The organism is Halomonas sp. HAL1 (genome assembly GCF_030544485.1).
Classification (GTDB): Bacteria; Pseudomonadota; Gammaproteobacteria; order Pseudomonadales; family Halomonadaceae; genus Vreelandella; species Vreelandella arctica.
Map to the genome: position 1 here is coordinate 3,865,390 of NZ_CP130610.1, position 16,112 is coordinate 3,881,501.

At 51.4% G+C, this 16,112-nt stretch carries 15 protein-coding genes; 11 read left to right on the forward strand and 4 right to left on the reverse strand.

All coding sequences use genetic code 11. The features are described 5' to 3' along the window. The first annotated feature begins 39 nt into the window (after window positions 1–39). From paaK to paaE, 6 genes are all read left to right on the forward strand, one after another. Window positions 40–1,353 carry a phenylacetate--CoA ligase PaaK gene (gene paaK / locus Q3Y66_RS17960; protein WP_008957207.1) on the forward strand — a complete coding sequence of 438 codons (1,314 nt, stop codon included), beginning with the start codon at window positions 40–42 and terminating at the stop codon, window positions 1,351–1,353. A gap of 276 nt (window positions 1,354–1,629) precedes the next feature. Next, complete coding sequence (paaA, locus tag Q3Y66_RS17965) at window positions 1,630–2,616, forward strand: 1,2-phenylacetyl-CoA epoxidase subunit PaaA (protein WP_008957205.1); 987 nt, start codon at window positions 1,630–1,632, stop codon at window positions 2,614–2,616. Window positions 2,617–2,741: 125 nt separating this feature from the next. Further along, a complete protein-coding gene (gene paaB / locus Q3Y66_RS17970) occupies window positions 2,742–3,023 on the forward strand; it encodes a 1,2-phenylacetyl-CoA epoxidase subunit PaaB (protein ID WP_008957204.1) in 282 nt (93 codons plus the stop codon). Window positions 3,024–3,034: 11 nt separating this feature from the next. After that, entirely contained in the window at window positions 3,035–3,814 is a 780-nt protein-coding gene (gene paaC / locus Q3Y66_RS17975) for a 1,2-phenylacetyl-CoA epoxidase subunit PaaC (protein ID WP_035586537.1), read from the forward strand. Between the two features lie 7 nt (window positions 3,815–3,821). Then, entirely contained in the window at window positions 3,822–4,382 is a 561-nt protein-coding gene (gene paaD, locus Q3Y66_RS17980; RefSeq protein ID WP_035586504.1) for a 1,2-phenylacetyl-CoA epoxidase subunit PaaD, read from the forward strand. 30 nt (window positions 4,383–4,412) lie between these two features. Then, entirely contained in the window at window positions 4,413–5,492 is a 1,080-nt protein-coding gene (gene paaE / locus Q3Y66_RS17985) for a 1,2-phenylacetyl-CoA epoxidase subunit PaaE (RefSeq protein WP_008957201.1), read from the forward strand. A 1,088-nt stretch (window positions 5,493–6,580) separates the two neighbouring features. Here paaE and Q3Y66_RS17990 read toward each other — a convergent pair. The 4 genes from Q3Y66_RS17990 to Q3Y66_RS18005 all read right to left on the reverse strand — a co-directional run bounded on the left by Q3Y66_RS17990 (window position 6,581) and on the right by Q3Y66_RS18005 (window position 10,416). Beyond that, on the reverse strand, window positions 6,581–7,876 hold the full coding sequence (locus Q3Y66_RS17990) for a TRAP transporter large permease (RefSeq protein WP_008957200.1): 1,296 nt from the start codon (window positions 7,874–7,876) through the stop codon (window positions 6,581–6,583). After that, window positions 7,869–8,411, reverse strand: coding sequence for a TRAP transporter small permease (locus Q3Y66_RS17995; RefSeq protein ID WP_008957199.1), 543 nt, complete (start codon window positions 8,409–8,411; stop codon window positions 7,869–7,871). Before Q3Y66_RS17995 ends, Q3Y66_RS17990 begins: the two co-directional genes overlap by 8 nt. Before the next feature lie 33 nt (window positions 8,412–8,444). Continuing rightward, complete coding sequence (locus Q3Y66_RS18000) at window positions 8,445–9,491, reverse strand: TRAP transporter substrate-binding protein (protein ID WP_008957198.1); 1,047 nt, start codon at window positions 9,489–9,491, stop codon at window positions 8,445–8,447. 412 nt (window positions 9,492–9,903) lie between these two features. Beyond that, window positions 9,904–10,416 carry a MarR family winged helix-turn-helix transcriptional regulator gene (locus Q3Y66_RS18005; RefSeq protein ID WP_008957197.1) on the reverse strand — a complete coding sequence of 171 codons (513 nt, stop codon included), beginning with the start codon at window positions 10,414–10,416 and terminating at the stop codon, window positions 9,904–9,906. Between the two features lie 293 nt (window positions 10,417–10,709). Between Q3Y66_RS18005 and Q3Y66_RS18010 the strand changes: the two genes are divergently transcribed. The 5 genes from Q3Y66_RS18010 to Q3Y66_RS18030 all read left to right on the forward strand — a co-directional run bounded on the left by Q3Y66_RS18010 (window position 10,710) and on the right by Q3Y66_RS18030 (window position 16,107). Then, a complete protein-coding gene (locus tag Q3Y66_RS18010; protein ID WP_035586524.1) occupies window positions 10,710–11,678 on the forward strand; it encodes an MBL fold metallo-hydrolase in 969 nt (322 codons plus the stop codon). Between the two features lie 79 nt (window positions 11,679–11,757). Continuing rightward, the gene (locus tag Q3Y66_RS18015) at window positions 11,758–13,479 is read left to right on the forward strand and encodes an FAD-dependent oxidoreductase (RefSeq protein ID WP_008957195.1); all 1,722 of its coding nucleotides are present in this window, start codon (window positions 11,758–11,760) and stop codon (window positions 13,477–13,479) included. After that, the gene (locus Q3Y66_RS18020; protein WP_008957194.1) at window positions 13,466–13,681 is read left to right on the forward strand and encodes a DUF2783 domain-containing protein; all 216 of its coding nucleotides are present in this window, start codon (window positions 13,466–13,468) and stop codon (window positions 13,679–13,681) included. The genes Q3Y66_RS18015 and Q3Y66_RS18020 overlap by 14 nt, the downstream gene beginning before the upstream one ends. 19 nt (window positions 13,682–13,700) lie before the next feature. Further along, on the forward strand, window positions 13,701–15,011 hold the full coding sequence (gene hmgA / locus Q3Y66_RS18025) for a homogentisate 1,2-dioxygenase (RefSeq protein ID WP_008957193.1): 1,311 nt from the start codon (window positions 13,701–13,703) through the stop codon (window positions 15,009–15,011). Window positions 15,012–15,087: 76 nt separating this feature from the next. Beyond that, window positions 15,088–16,107 (forward strand): fumarylacetoacetate hydrolase family protein, encoded by a 1,020-nt coding sequence (locus Q3Y66_RS18030; RefSeq protein ID WP_008957192.1) that lies wholly within the window; start codon window positions 15,088–15,090, stop codon window positions 16,105–16,107. Window positions 16,108–16,112 lie beyond the last annotated feature (5 nt).

Here is a 16,112-nt window from a genome sequence, read left to right on the forward strand (position 1 = left end):
TGCTAGCCCAATAACAAGTTGCTTGACCGGAGACTCCTGATGAATCAGCCCGCCACACCTATCGACACTACAACTCTCGATCCTCTGGAAACAGCCAGCATTGACGAGCTGCGAGCCACTCAGGTCAAGCGCTTGAAGTGGAGCCTGAAGCACGCCTACGAAAACGTGCCTTTCTACCGCCAGTCTTTCGACAAGGCAGGGGTGCACCCCGATGATATCCAGTCCCTGAAAGATCTCGCCAAGCTGCCTTTCACCACTAAGGCCGACCTGCGCGACAACTACCCTTACGGTATGTTCGCCACGCCGATGAGCGAAATCGTGCGGATACACGCTTCAAGTGGCACTACCGGACAGCCCACCGTAGTGGGATACACACAGAACGACATTAATGTATGGTCGGATGTCGTAGCGCGCTCGATCCGCGCCGCTGGCGGCAGCCGTAATGACAAGGTGCATGTGGCATATGGCTACGGCCTGTTCACTGGTGGGCTGGGCGCTCATTACGGTGCCGAGCGCCTGGGGTGCGCGGTGATTCCCATGTCGGGTGGTCAAACTGAGAAGCAGGTTCAGTTGATCCGTGACTTTGAGCCGGACATCATTATGGTCACCCCCTCTTATATGCTTAACATTGCTGACGAAATGGAGCGTCAAGGCATCGACCCGCACACCCTACCCCTGCGTACCGGCATCTTCGGTGCCGAGCCCTGGACCGACAGTATGCGTACCGCCCTGGAGAAGCGCCTGGGTATCGATGCATTGGATATCTATGGCTTGTCGGAAGTCATGGGGCCCGGTGTGGGTATGGAATGCCTGGAAACGAAAGACGGTCCAACCATCTGGGAAGATCACTTCTATCCCGAAATTATTGACCCAATAAGTGGCGACGTTTTACCCGACGGCGAATACGGCGAGCTGGTGTTCACTACCCTGACCAAAGAGGGCCTACCGATTATCCGCTACCGTACCCGCGACCTTACTCGCTTATTACCAGGCACTGCGCGACCTATGCGGCGTATTGACAAGATTACTGGTCGTAGCGACGACATGCTGATCATTCGCGGCGTCAATGTATTCCCCACACAGATCGAAGAGCAACTGCTTAAGATCGAGTCACTCTCTCCACATTACGAGATCGAAGTCAGCCGTCAAGGCAACATGGATATGGTACTGGTGCGTGTCGAGGCAAGTCACCATGACATCGCCCGCGACCCCGTGGCCTGCGATCAAGCCGCGAAACAGCTCCAGCATGCCATCAAGACCTATATCGGCATCAGCACTCGTATCGAAGTTTGTGAAGTGGAAGGTGTCATGCGCTCGATGGGCAAGGCCCGACGTGTCAAAGATATGCGCTGACTCTATCCTTCAGACGCTTGATGAAACGCCTTCAACGTTAAAGCTCCTTCGGGGGCTTTTTTTACCTGAATAGCCAATAGTTCCTGAATAATGGAAATATTCAGAATCACTTCTCTTTTCAATACCTTCCTTTATAAACGGCTTATCTAAGCCTCTACTCTTATCACAAAGTATAAAAGTGACACAAAAAATACTTCTTGATAAAACATTTTGTGTCGCTATACTCTAGGTAAGATAAAGTCACATTCCTGACATACCGACGCCGCGGAGGTCTCTATGTACGCGCAGCTCGTTGAAACTGGCACCAGCAAACTTAAGACACTTGATGAAATGAGCCCCGATGAACGCGAGTTCCAGGAGCGCATTAACGACGAAATCAAGATAGAACCCAAGAACTGGATGCCGGATGCCTATCGCAAGACATTGATTCGTCAGATCTCCCAGCACGCTCACTCCGAGATTGTCGGCATGCTACCAGAAGGCAACTGGCTAACGCGTGCACCGACACTCAAACGCAAGTTACAGCTGATGGCCAAGATCCAGGATGAAGCAGGCCATGGCTTATATCTCTATAGCGCGATGGAAACCCTCGGCGCCGATCGCGATGAAGAGATCGACAAACTTCATGATGGGCGTGCTAAGTATTCCAGTATTTTTAACTACCCCACACTTAACTGGGCTGATATGGGCACAGTTGGCTGGCTTGTGGATGGCGCAGCTATCGTCAACCAAGTGCCGCTCCAGCGCACTTCTTACGGCCCCTATTCCCGCGCCATGATTCGCGTATGCAAGGAAGAGAGCTTTCATCAGCGCCAGGGTTACGAAATTTTGCTGACCTTGATGCAAGAAGGTACCGACGAGCAGAAAGCCATGGTGCAAGACTCTATCAATCGTTTCTGGTGGCCCGCGCTAATGATGTTCGGCCCATCCGACGAAAACTCTCCCAACAGTGCCCAGTCCATGGCCTGGAAGATTAAGCGTCACAGTAATGATGAGCTGCGCCAGCGCTTCCTCGACCAAACCGTACCTCAGCTAGAGTTGCTGGGCTGCACCGCACCGGATCCCGACCTCAAATATAACCAAGAAACTGGCCACTACGAATTCGGTGAGATCGATTGGCAGGAATTCTTCGACGTGGTTAAAGGTAATGGCCCCTGCAACCGCGAACGCGTCGAAGCACGTCGCAACGCTATTGATAACGGTGCCTGGGTACGTGAAGCCGCCGTGGCTCACGCAGCTAAGCGACAACGTCGGGCAGCCTAAATCGGTCGGCAACTCAGTTTAATTATGGTTGGTTAAAAGCACGATCCAGCTTTTTAAAACCCGACTTTTGAAAACAACATGGAGCTCCTCAGCGCGGGGCTCTACTGACTACTGAGGTTTTCCCCATGGCTGATTGGCCCCTCTTTGAAGTTTTCGTGCGCAGCAAGCACGGCTTAAATCACAAGCATGTCGGCAGCGTGCATGCTGCCGACCGCCGCATGGCAATAGAGAATGCCCGCGAGCTTTACACCCGCCGTAATGAAGGGGTGAGCATCTGGATCGTCCCAGCCAGCGAAATTACCGCCTCTTCTCCCGACGAGAAGGAGCCGCTGTTCGATCCATCCAATGACAAAGTCTATCGCCACGCCTCTTTCTACAAACTGCCGAAAGAAGTCGGCCACATGTAATGGAGATGGTGATGCATAACGTAGCTCAACAAACACAGACACCATTAACCACCTACCTGCTTCGCCTGGGCGACAGCGCGTTGGTGCTCGGCCAACGCAGCGCTCAACTATGCGGCAAGGCCCCAGCGCTGGAAGAAGAGCTAGCGTTGATGAATGTGGGTCTCGACCTCTTCGGTCAAGCGCGCAACTGGCTGACCTATGCCGCCGAACTCGAAGGCGAAGGCCATGATGCCGACCATTTGGCATTTCGACGTGATGCACAGGATTTTCGTAACCTTTTGATCGTCGAGCAGCCCAATGGTGACTTCGCAGATATCATTGGCCGTCAGTTCCTGTTCGATGCGTGGCATGTTCACTTACTTGATGGCCTGACCCAGTCCAGCGATCCCCGCATCGCCGAAGTGGCCGCCAAATCACTTAAAGAGGCGACGTATCATCTGCGACGCTCTTCTGCATGGGTCATTCGCCTGGGTGACGGCACCGAGGAAAGCCATGCCCGTATGCAGCGTGCCCTAGATAATCTATGGCGCTTTACCGGCGAACTGGTGCAGTTCGACGATGTTGACCAGACTCTGCTTGAGGCCGGTATCGCGCCTGACCCTGACATCCTCGTCACCCGCTGGAAAGCGACAGTGGAAGAAACCCTTGAGGAAGCCACCTTGGTACGGCCCTCCTACGACGCTTGGATGTATACCGGCGGTAAAGTCGGTCATCACACCGAGCACTTGGGTTTTCTATTGGCGGAGATGCAATATCTGCCAAGGACGTATCCTGATGCTACCGTCTGGTAACCCCCCAATGAAACCGCTTGATGAATGGCCTTCCAGTGACCTGATCGGCAGCGACCGCAGCGGCCTGCCTCGAGCAGGTGAGGAAGGCGATATCGAAGCAGTCCTGGCCGTATTACAGGAAGTGCTGGACCCTGAGGTTCCGGTCGTTAGCGTGGTGGAACTGGGTATCGTTCGCGATATCGACTGGGTCAATGGGCAATTAAAGGTGAGCGTCACTCCAACCTATTCTGGCTGCCCTGCAACCGAAGTTATAGAGAAGCATATCCATGAAGCTCTGGTGGCAGCTGGCTACCCTGCCCCATTAATCCAACGTCGCCTCTCACCCGCCTGGACAACCGATTGGTTGACCGCGGATGGACGCGAAAAATTGCGTGCCTATGGCATAGCCCCACCAGTAGGTAGTGCGAACAAACGCAGCTTGATTGGACAATCTGATCCAATAGTTCCCTGTCCCTTATGTGGCAGCGAAGCAACCGAACGCGTCAGTGAATTTGGTTCCACAGCTTGCAAAGCGCTCTATCGCTGTCGCGACTGCTTAGAACCCTTCGACTACTTCAAGTGCCTGTGAAGCACATAACGATTGACGAGACCATTTCCCATGAGCCGATTTCACGCCTTGACCGTCAAAGATGTTCGCCAGGAAACCCATGATGCAGTTTCCATTGCATTCAAAATACCTGACAACTTACTGGACGCCTTTCGCTTCACCCAAGGCCAATACCTGACGATTCGTCGCGATATAGAAGGCGAGGATACTCGTCGCTCTTACTCGATCTGCACTGGCATTCACGAACATGAGTTAAGAGTTGCCGTCAAGCTGGTGCCTGGCGGTAGCTTTTCTACCTTTGCCAACCAAGAATTGAAACCTGGCGACTCTCTGGAAGTAATGCCGCCTCAGGGCAAGTTCTTTGTACCTCTCGACCCCAGTCGCGAAGGGCATTACCTAGCGGTGACTGCAGGCAGTGGCGTTACCCCTATCATGTCGATTGTTTCTACGACTTTAGAAACCGAACCGAAAAGCCGTTTCACCATCATCTATGGAAACCGCTCTACCACCGGCACGTTGTTTCGAGAACGCTTACAGGACCTCAAGGATCGCTATTTAGAGCGTCTTAATATCATTTACGTATTTAGCCGCGAACAGCAGGAAATTGATCTTTATAACGGACGCATTGATGCTGATAAATGCAACGCTCTATTTGATCGCTGGGTAGAGGTACCCAAATTAGATGCCGCTTTCCTCTGCGGCCCTCAGGAAATGACGGAGACAGTTCGAGATGTCCTTACCAAGCATGGATTGCCAAAGGACAAGGTGCATTTTGAGCTTTTCACTACTGGGTTGCCGACGGCAGGCAACAAGCGTCGCCAGGAAAAAAGTGTCGGGCACGTTGAAGCGGAAACCTCGCATATTAAAGTGATCATTGATGGCCGTACCATTGAGTATGATTTGCCCCGTAATACCAAGAGCATTTTAGATGCGGGCAATGAACACGGTGCCGATATTCCTTTCTCGTGTAAGGCTGGCGTTTGTTCCACTTGCCTAGCCAAGGTCGAAGAAGGTGAAGTAGAAATGGATGCCAATTTTGCTCTTGAGGACTACGAGATCGAAGCTGGTATGGTATTAAGCTGTCAGTGTTTCCCCCTGACCAAAAAAGTCACTCTCAATTACGACCACTGAACCCACACAAACCAGAGTATGGCGGCCTGTAACGTGAGATTAAACGGCAAACAGGCTGCTAATGCTTTTTTTGCGCTGGGTGCCGCGAAAGGAGGATGGACGGGTAAGACAATATCGAGCTGATTAACGACTTGCCCATCATCGGGATGTGCCGAAACAATGCCATGCTGACAATCGATCAAACCACCATTTCAAGCGGTAAACGGCATTTACGCAAGGTGGCTACACCGCGTGTTCTAGGCATTCGTCAATCAAACCGGGAGAGGGAACATCCGCGAGGCTGGAGAAGTGTTCTAGTGAAACGCGAGCGATGGCCTGACTAAAATGATCGAGTAGGAAGGAGAGTTACCTCCCCCGTCCTCTCACACCACCGGGCAAACGGATCCGTACCACGGCAGCTCCTGCCCCCACTGTCGGGCTAATTTTCGTTCCGCTGAGCTCGCCCGCCTATGTGCTGTGTGAACGCCTCGACAGTCTTTGGGCTTCCGGCCCGCCACACAGTTATCGAGAACTCTCCGGGGAGACTTCTGCTCGTACACATCAGAGAGCGGTCAACTATCCTTTCGTGACAGGTTCAGCCCTTCAGCTCTTGTATAGAGAGCCTACTATGGCCTCTGCTGACTTCGGCTCGCCCATCCCAACACCTCACGGTGTCGGTAGCCATCGGCAAGCGAACAGGCCTCCCAGGGTAAGACGCGCGACATTCCACCCACCTACCCGCCGGATCTACTATTACATCTTCTTAGCTATTGGGCTTCAAGTTTCATGGCCTTCTCGCCTAAATGTGGCTGCCTCATATGCGGTTCTTGTTTGTCAGGCCAGGAGTTTGCCTCCAGCTTCCTTCAGATTCCGCCTCGCGACGGACACTTCCCGCTATCAGGAGCCGTAAGAGACTCTCACCCCCAGCCACCACGACTGACCGGATAGCGCCTAAACGGCGCTGCGCGCATGCTTGGCGCACCATAAAAATCCGGCACCAGAAAGACACTGATACCGGAATATCGTATTGTCAGCTATTTGATGAAACCCTTAACTGAGTTGCATTACCCTTGAGAGGGGGCATCTATTCACAACCTAATTGTTAAAGACTAATAAAGCAGTTGTGGCAAAAACAGCACGATGCCTGGGAATATCAGCACGAGCACAGCGCGCAGTGTGCCTGCCACCCAGAAAGGCGTTACGCCCCGGAAAATTGTGCCGGTACTGACATCCGGCAGTACCGCCCTCAGCACAAATACATTCATCCCCACTGGCGGTGTAATCAAACTAATCTCAATTACGATTACTACCAGTATGCCAAACCACACCAAATCATAGCCAAGCCCTGCCACGACCGGAAAGAACACAGGCACGGTAAGCAACATCATCGACATGCTTTCGAACACACACCCTAGCAGGACGTAAATTGCCAGGATGACGAGAATAACCACGAAGGGTGCCACGTTTAGCCCATTGACCAACGCTAGAAGATCATTGGGAAGCCCCGCTCGATTGATAAAGTTAGCAAAGATTAACGCCGTTAACACCACCGCAAACAGCATTGCAGTAGTACGCACTGTGTCCATAAGGACATTCATGAGTATGGACGGAGTTAAGGCACGCTTGAGCAGCGCAATTACGAAAGCACCCATTGCGCCAATACCTGCCGCTTCAGTTGGGGTGAAGATACCCAAATAGATGCCGCCGATAACCAATACGAACAGTGCTAGGGTACTACCCACATTTTTTAGGGCAGAAAAGCGCTCGCTCCAGGGTACTTTTTCGGCCGCTGGGCCAGCGCTGGGGTCACGCCATAGAACCCACTTAACCGCACCGAGGTACATCACGATACCCAGCATGCCGGGAATGAAGCCGGCTGCAAATAGTTCACGGATGCTGGTTTCGGTGATAATACCGTAGATCACCAGCATCACGCTGGGAGGAATAAGTATCCCCAGGGTACCGCCCGCAGCAATAGATGCCGCAGCCAGTGAATCTTTATAACCATACTTGCGCATCTGTGGCATAGCCACACGCCCCATCGTGGCACAAGTAGCCAAACTCGACCCACAAATAGCACTAAAGCCGCCACAAGCAACAATGGTCGCCATAGCCTGACCACCTTTACGATGTCCAAGAAAGCCATTGGACGCTCGGAATAGTGCATCCGATAGCCCAGCATGCGAAACCAAATTACCCATCAGAATAAACAGCGGGATCACCGATAATCCGTAATCCATCGCGGTGTCTACCACTCGGCGTGACGCCATAGCTTCGGCTGCGTTCCAGTTACCAGTCAGGTAATAAAAACCGACAAACCCCACAATCCCCATAGCAAATGCTAACGGCACACGCATGAAGACTAATATCAATAGGGCGGCAAACCCATACAGTGCTTCAATCATTCTTTTCTCCCTGACTCACTGGACCACCACACTTGATTACACCCACGCCCTCCAGCAGATAACTCAGTGCACGACCCAATGTGAGTAGAGCTGAGAGGAAAAGCATAATGGAGATTAAATAGATCAGGTAACCATTCGGTATCCGCAGGAACTCAGTGACATCCCCCCATTCGAAAGCACGAACACCTAAAGCCCATACCCGACCAGCGATCACCCATAAAGTTATAGTGATGACCAGATTGACGATCATCTGACGCAGCCATATCCAGCGCGCAGGGTAAATTGCATCAAGGAGATCAACACTAACGTGCTCTTCACGCCAGCAAGCTACTGGCAGCGAAAGGAACACAACGGCGGCCAGCATCTGTTGAGTCAACTCGACAGTTCCCAGGATAGGAAGATTAAAAAAATAGCGGCCTGCTACATCAGCAGTAGTCAGCAGCATCAAAGCAAAGAGGGTAGCACCCGCCACCCCCTCTAACCCAAGCTGCATGACCCTACCGACATTTGACCAGCGAATCGTCAGGGTCTGCATTGTTGCCCTCCACTTGGCGAAGACTAATTATGATTATGGAACCAGAGATGCCACACTTTCTTGTGCGGCAGCTTCTTCGAGCTGTTGGTGGAAGTATTCTAGGGCTGTTTCAGCGTCTACACCGCGCTCACTGACTTGCTCGGACCACGTTTCCACTAAGTTACTGCTAATGCCGCGCAACGTCTCAAGGTCGTCATCGCCAAGTGAAGTAAAGGTATGTCCCTGCTCTTCAGCGAACTCGACCCCCCGCTCATCAGAAACGTCCATCATGTAACCGAACAAGCGTGACAAGCGCTCACCGGAAACTTCTTCCACAGCGGCACGATCTTCTGCGGACATTTCATCCCAGATCATCGGATTGACCACGATAGTGAAGCTCCCACGATAGAATCCCCCATCAACCGTTAAAGTATGAGGAAATATCTCGGCTACCCGAAAGCTTCTCAGGCCTTCTGGCACCAGCATAGCGCCGTCGATTACGCCTTGAGAACCAGCTTCATAGACGCCGGTAGGGGGTAGAGCGACGCCCGTCAGATTTAGTGCGTTGGAAAGATCGCCCATCACCCCACCACCCACACGAATGCGTTCACTTTCGAGGTCAGCAAGAGTCTCATAATGCTCGCTACTAAAAATCCAACCTGGCCCATGCACACCTGCAGCTACGACATCAACGCCGCGGTGCTCATTAGCTTGCGCTAAATACTCCTGATGGGTGTTCCAGTAGGCGGCAGACGCATTCTCTGAGGAGAAGTCTTCAAAGGTAGGGAATTCGGGTAACTGGGTGGCCAAAAAACGGCCAGCATTATAACCATGAAACACCCATGTGGCATCAGCGATGCCATCGGCGACCATCGCCATTTGCGAGGCGGGTGGCCCAAGATCATGCACAACTTCAACGGTCACGCGACCGTCAGTGGCTTCTTCAATCCAGCTTTTCCAGGTCGGCCACACCATCGTGTTAATACCATGGTTGGGGCCTGCCCATGTACTAACAGTAATCGTGGTTTGAGCCATGGCGGTCGTACTAATAGTGGCAGCCGCCACAGCACCTAACAAAAGAGTTTGCTTGGTTTTATTCATTATGCTCATTTTCTTACCTCCGGCGTCACGGTGAGTGACGAACTGGTTGCTGTTGTTATACAGAGAAGGAGATTCCCGTTTGGGGTTGCTAGTCGTACTTATTTTTGGGGCCTAACATGGCACATGAATCGCTTTATGATTCGATACAAAAAATACATAAAAAACAAAATAAAAGGAACGCATTCGATGACACAATGCCTGCAATGCAGCTCTACAAGCAATAACTAAACACCTATTTTTATCTACAACTTAAGTATTAATAGCCGTATGTTATTGTATTGTAAGTATTTTTTTAAAAATAAAATGTTTCCTCAACACCTTCAGAAAAGGGCACGAAAATAAAAAATATTTCGTTACGAAGAAAGATCAAAATACACCTATAAACTGCTTTAAATATTAACTTTTCCATATTTTAAGCCAGTCTCTCAAGCTGACGCTCCAGCTTACGCATAATATGTAATAGATCACGGTACTCAGCGGCTGTCAGGGATGACACCAAACCGGCTTCCCAGGCCTGAGCCAAGGGAACCAGCTCCCCTAGCAGTGCCTCTCCACTCTCTGTTAGGCGCAAATCATGTAGTCGTTGATCTTGTTGTGACTGCGTACGACCCACCAGGTTACGGTCGACTAATGCCTGAACCGCCCTAGACACACGCGCTTTATCCATGCGAGTGGTTTCGCAAATCTCTTTTGCATTGAGTACATCCTTATGGCTAAGCCAAACCAGGACACGCCACTGGGCGACATTGAGTGAAAAGCGCTGCTGATAGAGCTGCGATAGCTCCTCGCTGATGCGATCTGAAAGGCTACTCAATTGATAAGGTAAGAACTGATCCAGATCGAGTTCAGCCCTAGCTCCTCTATCGTCCTTAGCACGAGTCCCTCTCTCATCTTCAGGCATCACTGACTCCAGCTGGCTTCTCATTAAGCACTCTTCTTTTAAAGTCTCTCTTTGCTTTCTTGGCATATAGCCTGCACCCACATTAATTTCTAATGCAACTAATTTAATACTAAAAGGCTTACTACTTAAGTATAAAATGGATTATTTTACTGAATTTTAAGCTACTTAGAGCGGAAATCACACCAGCATTGCTTAATAACACCATCTCTTCCTGGACATATAGTTTCAATAGAAACTATTATCAAGAATCTTTCATGAGTTGGCAGACTATAGAAACGCTGCCTGATTATGAGAGCCATGACGTCATTGGAGGAACCATGAGCAAAAAATTTGCATCTCACGCAGACACAGAAGAGAAGAACATCAGCTTTACCAAACTGGCAGAAGGAGTTTACGCCTACACAGCGGAAGGCGACCCCAACAGTGGCATCATCATTGGCGATGACAGTGTGATGGTCATCGACACCCAGGCCACCCCTATCATGGCGCAAGACGTGATTCGTCGTATCCGCGAGATAACCGACCTACCGATTAAGCATGTCCTGATGACTCACTACCATGCGGTACGCGTGCTAGGTGCTTCAGCCTATGAGGCGGAAAATATCTACGCTAGCCAAAATACTTATGACTTGATCGTCGAACGTGGACAGCAAGATTATGAATCTGAAGTCGGACGCTTCCCGCGTTTATTTCAGGGTGTGGAATCTGTCCCCGGCCTCACTTGGCCCAACATCGTTTTCCAGGAAGAACTGACCGTTTTCATGGGTAATCGAGAAGTACGCATTATCCACTTAGGCCGTGGCCACACAAAGGGCGATACCGTCGTTTGGCTGCCTAAAGAAAAGATCATGTTTGCTGGTGACTTGGTCGAGTACGGTGCCACCCCTTATACCGGTGACGCCTACCACGAAGATTGGCCCGCCACGCTGGATCGTTTACAGGCCATGCAGCCAGAGAAACTGGTGCCAGGCCGCGGTGATGCATTGGAGTCCCAGGATAAATGTTACGAAGCTATCCAAGGCACCCGCGATTTCCTAGCGGATATGTATGGAAGTGTTAAGGCTGGCAAAACCGCTGGCAAGACGCTTTCAGAGTGCTATGCCGAGACCTATGCAAAGCTCAAGCCCAAATATGGTCACTGGGTCATCTTCGACCACTGCCTGCCTTTTGATATTACCCGCTGCTATGACGAGGCAGGCGGTGAGTATCCCGACCCACGTATCTGGACGGCGGAACGTGACACTGAAATGTGGCACTCGCTACAAGAGGTTTTGGATAAACAATAACTATTAGCTTTCCAGGTTTTCCTGGAACATGAAACGTTGCCGAAGCAGCGTTCTTCGGCAACGCAGTGGGAGCATCAAGATGACAACTTACAAGAACCCCATCTATCCCTACCGTCGCCCAGCGGAGCTAGATGTCGATATAACCCATCACTGTCCGGTCATTATCGTCGGCGCTGGGCCTAGTGGACTTGCAGCCGCGATTGACCTAGCGCTACAAGGTATCAAGAGCATTGTACTTGATGATAATAACACTGTAAGCGTTGGTTCCAGAGCAATCTGCTTTTCCAAGCGCACGCTAGAAATCCTTGACCGTTTAGGCACTGCCCAAAAGATGCTCGACAAGGGAGTCACTTGGCAGCAAGGCCGCGTTTTTTTCCAAGACAGAGAGGTTTATAGCTTCAATTTATTGCCTGAAGAAGGCCATCGGATTCCGGCTTTTATTAATCTTCAGCAATACTACTTGGAAGAATATTTGGTCGATCGAGCCATGGAGCTTAGCGATTATATTGACCTACGATGGCAGAACAAAGTTAGCCATGTGGATAGCCTCCCCAGGCAAAGCTTGGTGGATGTAGGCACCAAAGACGGTTTTTACCAGCTGAGCTGCGATTACCTATTAGTTGCCGATGGCGCCAACAGTAAAATTCGGGGCATGCTGGGTCTGGAGTGCAAGGGACAAGTTTTTCAAGATCATTTCTTAATTGCTGACGTGGTTATGAAAGCAGAGTTTCCCACTGAAAGATGGTTTTGGTTCGATCCTCCTTTCCATCCCAACCAGTCAGTATTACTACACAAGCAACCAGATAATGTCTGGCGAATCGATTTCCAGCTAGGCTGGGATGCTGATCCCGAAGAGGAGAAGAAGGAAGAGAATATTCGCCCCCGGGTGCAAGCAATGTTGGGTGAAGATGTGGAGTTCGAGCTGGAATGGGCGAGTGTCTATACCTTCCGTTGCCGAATGATGGATAACTTTATCCATCACCGTGTGTTCTTTGTTGGGGATGCCGCTCACCAGGTATCGCCCTTCGGTGCTCGCGGTGCCAATGGAGCCTTGCAAAGCGTTGATAACCTGGGGTGGAAACTGGCACGAGTGCTTAAGGGTGAAGCATCCTCACTCCTGCTTGAGACCTATAACACTGAACGTCTACATGGGGCTAAAGAAAACCTCCTTAACTCTACCCGCGCCACTGATTTTATTACTCCCAAGAGCCGTATCAGCCGACTATTCCGCGATACTGCTCTAGAACTGGCTGAACAACATCCCTTCGCTCGGACTCTGGTGAATAGCGGTCGGTTATCTCAGCCTTGTCACTATTACGAGTCTCCACTTAATGGTGCTGACGATATGGGCTTTCCCGATGATCTTTGTCCTGGCAGCCCAGCCAAAGACGCTCCAGTCAAGCGCGATGGTATGGAGGCCTGGCTGCTCAATCAGATCGGCAACCGTTTTGTGCTGATGATTGATGGCCGTGTCGACAGTGCTCGTTACCAATCACTTTTAGCAGAGCTCAGTGAGTTGCTTACACGCCACATCGAACTAGACCTCGTGATTATTGGGCCATCACCTCATTTCTTCAGCCAGTTACCGCGATGCACTCTGCTTGAGGATAGTGACGGACTAGTTAGCGAACGTTATGGGCTTACTGGCGATGGTGGATACCTGCTGCGCCCCGACCAACATGTTGCCGCCCGTTGGAAGAAGTTCACTGCACAAAGTGCTAATGATGCTTTAGATCGTGCCCTAGGCAAACACCTTACTGCAAACGCCAATGTTAAGGAGAATTGCCATGTCACGACTTGAACTTAAACCCAACTTTACTCAACCAGATGCCTTCTATGCTGCATTGACCGCCGCTCACCGCGAGCGCAGCGAATCCGAAAGCGAACGTATCAATGCCAGATTGATCTTGTTGCTGGCCAATCACATTGGCGACCAACAAGTCCTTGAAGAAGCGCTAGAGATAGCGAGTCAAGTCGTATCAGCACCTAACCAGTCACAATAATATGTAAGAGGAAACGCTCATGTTAAATGAAACACTTCACTATCAGAGTGGTTTTCGTAATCACTTCGCGACCGAAGCACTGCCCGGCGCTCTGCCGCAAGGACAGAACTCTCCACAACGCTGCGCTTATGGACTATATGCCGAGCAGTACACCGGCTCGGCATTCACCGCACCTCGCCACCAGAACCTGCGTAGCTGGCTCTACCGTATTCGCCCATCGGTAGCGCAAAGCGCTTACCAACCGCTGCCGGATAAAGCAGTAGCGACTGCACCATTAGCCAAGCCCGCCGCTGACCCTAACCAGATGCGCTGGGACCCATTACCGCTACCGACTGAACCAACCGACTTCGTAGATGGCTTGCTGACCATTGCCGTTAATGGTGATGCGGGAAGTCAAACGGGTGTCGGAGTACATGTCTATGCATTTAACCGCGACATGACCGAGCGATTTTTCTACAACGCCGACGGTGAACTGTTATTCGTACCGCAGCAGGGAACACTATTGTTACGTACCGAACTGGGCGAATTAGAAGTCGAGAACGGGGAAATAGCGGTGATCCCACGCGGCATTAAGTTTCAGGTCCACTTAAGCGATGGAGCAGAAGCTGCCCGTGGCTATATCTGCGAAAACTACGGCAGCCCACTGGAACTCCCTGGGCTTGGCCCGATCGGTGCCAATGGTTTGGCTAATCCGCGCGATTTTTTGAGTCCCGTGGCTCGTTACGAGGATCTTGAAGGCGACTACTCGCTTATCGCTAAATTCTCGGGACGCTTCTGGGAAACCAAGCTTGACCATTCACCTTTGGACGTTGTGGCATGGCACGGCAACTATGCACCCTATAAATACAACTTAGCCCACTTCAATACTATCAACACAGTGAGCTTTGACCACCCGGATCCATCAATTTTTACTGTCCTAACCTCGGCGTCCGATACACCGGGAACGGCTAATCTTGATTTCGTTGTTTTCCCACCACGCTGGATGGTCGCCAACGACACGTTCCGCCCCCCCTACTTTCACCGCAATCTCATGAGTGAATTTATGGGGCTGATACATGGCGAGTACGATGCCAAGGCAGAGGGCTTTCTACCCGGCGGCGCCAGCCTTCATAACAGCATGTCGCCCCACGGCCCAGATGCAGATACCTTCGACAAAGCCACTAATGCCGAACTATCTCCCCAGTATCTGGGCGCGACCATGGCGTTCATGTTTGAAAGTCGCTATGTCTACCATCCGACAGAAGCGGCACTGAACGCCGATATTCGTCAACGCGACTACGTCGATGTGTGGTCAACCCTACGCTCCCACTTTGACCCAACCAAGCCGTGAACTATAGTCGCGACATTATTTAGGGTGTGATCCCCTGTAGCGATTGTTTGCCCCTGACAAAAAGGATGGAACACAGATGAAACTCGCCACTCTCAAGAACGGCCGCGACGGAGAATTAATCGTCGTCTCGAAAGATTTGACCCGTGCCGTGCGTGCTTCTGGCATTGCAGCCACCTTACAGCAAGCCATCGAGAACTGGGATGACTTCGCCCCTCAGCTAGAAACGATCTATAGCCAGCTCAATGATGGCAAGGCGGAAAAAGCCTTTGACCTGGATCAGAGCGCCCTCCACTCACCGTTGCCCCGCAGCTACCATTGGGCGGATGGATCTGCTTACCTCAACCACGTCAAGCTGGTGCGTCAGGCGCGTAATGCCGAAATGCCGGATACTTTCTGGACTGACCCCTTAATGTACCAGGGCGGCGGCGATCACTTCCTCGCGCCAACCGAAGACATTGAAGCAGTCAGTGAAGAACACGGCATCGATTTCGAAGGTGAAATCGCCGTGATCACCGACGATGTACCCATGAATATCACTCCTGAACAGGCCGCGGGTCATATTAAGCTGGTCATGTTGGTCAACGACGTCAGCTTGCGAGGATTGATCCCAGGAGAACTCGCTAAAGGCTTCGGTTTCTTCCAGGCTAAACCGGCCTCAAGCTTCTCGCCAATCTGCGTCACCCCTGATGAACTCGGCGATGCTTGGCAGGAAGGCAAGGTGCATTTGCCACTCACCGTGCACCTGAACGGCGAAAAATTCGGCGAGCCGCAAGCTGGCCCTGACATGATCTTCAGCTTTCCACAACTGGTCGCTCACGCCGCTAAGACACGCTACTTAGGTGCTGGCGCTATCGTCGGCTCGGGCACAGTTTCCAACCCCGATCTGGACGGTGGCCCCGGAAAGCCGGTGGCTGAAGGCGGCGTGGGTTACAGCTGTCTCGCAGAAGTCAGGATGGTAGAAAAGATCTTGCACGATGAAATCAAGACTCCCTTTATGCGATTTGGAGACCGAGTGCGCATCGAGATGTTCGACCGCGATGGCAACAACATATTTGGTACCATCGATCAGCAAGTCGTGAAGTACCAGCCCAAATAAAGCCA